This is a genomic window from Allobosea sp. 05T422_2 (genome assembly GCF_056396265.1).
In genome coordinates, this window is the sequence record NZ_JBFTLD010000504.1 from 1 (window position 1) to 1,513 (window position 1,513).

The 1,513-nt window shown below is 63.0% G+C and carries 2 protein-coding genes; both read left to right on the top strand.

Annotated elements, in window-relative coordinates; all coding sequences use genetic code 11:
- Positions 1–35 precede the first annotated feature (35 nt).
- Positions 36–677 (top strand): amino acid ABC transporter permease, encoded by a 642-nt coding sequence (locus tag AC1DJT_RS36615; protein WP_441489915.1) that lies wholly within the window; start codon positions 36–38, stop codon positions 675–677.
- A 90-nt stretch (positions 678–767) separates the two neighbouring features.
- The coding region (locus tag AC1DJT_RS36620) for a transporter substrate-binding domain-containing protein (RefSeq protein WP_476836051.1) at positions 768–1,513 on the top strand (746 nt) is incomplete at its 3' end.

Genomic DNA, 1,513 nt, shown 5'->3' on the forward strand with positions numbered 1-1,513 from the left:
GTATTTCAGCTATCCGGTCAAGTGAGGAGATCGTCATGGGTACAAACGAATTCCTCTTCCTCCTCACCGGACTGAAATGGACGGTCTTCCTTTCGGTGATCGGCTTCGTCGGGGGCGGTATCTTCGGGCTCGGCGTCGCTCTGGCGCGGACCTCCGGTATTCCGCTGCTGGAGCGTGCAACCTCAGGCTATATCGCCATCTTCCAGGGCACGCCGCTGCTGATGCAGCTTTTCGTGGTCTATTACGGACTGGCGCTGATCGGGTTGAAACTCGACTCCTGGGTCGCCGTCTCGATCGGCTTCACGCTGCATGCCAGCGCCTATCTCGGCGAAATCTGGCGTGGCTCAATCGAAGCCGTGCCGAAGGGCCAGACCGAGGCCGCCAAGGCGCTGAGCCTGAACTATGTCTCGCGGATGAAGGATGTGGTCCTGCCGCAGGCTATCCGCATCTCGCTGCCGGCGACGATCGGCTTCCTGGTGCAGCTGATCAAGGGAACGTCGCTGGCTGCCATCGTCGGTTTCACCGAGCTGGCCCGGGCTGGCAACATCATCTCGAACCAGATCTTCCAGCCTCTCCTCGTCTTCGGGATCGTGGGGGCTCTGTACTTCGTCATGTGCTGGCCGCTCTCGCTCTTCGGCGCGCGGCTGGAACGCCAGTTTGCCGCGGCAACACGCTGACGAGGCCGGCAACAGACACCGCGCCAATTCCGGCCAGGCAAGTTCAACCAGGCAAGATCAACCAAGCAAGATCAACCAAGGGAGTGAGACATGACATCTTCGAACAAGGGATTGCTCAACCGCCGTCAGGCTCTGTTGGCCGGCGCGGTCGGGCTTGCGGCGCCCGGCCTGCTGCTGCGGCCTGCGCTGGCGGTGACGCCGGCGGAGATCAAGGCGAAGGGCAAGCTGGTCGTGGGCATCCAGGGCGACAATCCGCCCTGGGGCTTCGTCACCAGCGCCGGCAAGCAGGATGGGCTGGATGCCGATATCGCGGCGCTGTTCGGCAAGGAGCTCGGCGTCCCCGTCGAGTTCGTGCCGCTCGAGGTCAATAACCGCATCCCGGCCCTGACCACGGGGCGCGTCGATGTGCTGTTTGCGACCATGGCGATGCTGCCCGAACGGGCCAAGGTGGTGCAGTTCAGCAAGCCCTATGTCGCCAACACGATCGTGCTGATCGGGCCGAAATCGGCGGTGATCAAGACCAACGAGGACATGGCGAAGTTCACCATTGGCGTGGCCAAGGGCGCAGCCCAGGATACCCAGGTCACCAAGAACGCGCCGGCCAGCACGACGATCCGGCGCTACGACGGTGATGCCCCCAGCATCCAGGCGCTGGTCTCGGGCCAGGTCCAGGCGCTCGGCGGTAACATCTTCTACATCCAGCGTATCGAGCAGGCCCGGCCGGGCGAATTCGAAAACAAACTCGAATTCCAGAACCTCTACAACGGCGCCTGCACCCGGCAGGGCGAGAAGGAGATCAACGCCGCCCTCAACGCCTTCATCGACAAGATCAGGGC

Excerpts from the sequence above, each read along its gene's own strand:
- AC1DJT_RS36615 (WP_441489915.1), top strand. The coding sequence starts at position 36 with ATGGGTACAAACGAATTCCTCTTCCTCCTCACCGGACTGAAATGGACG.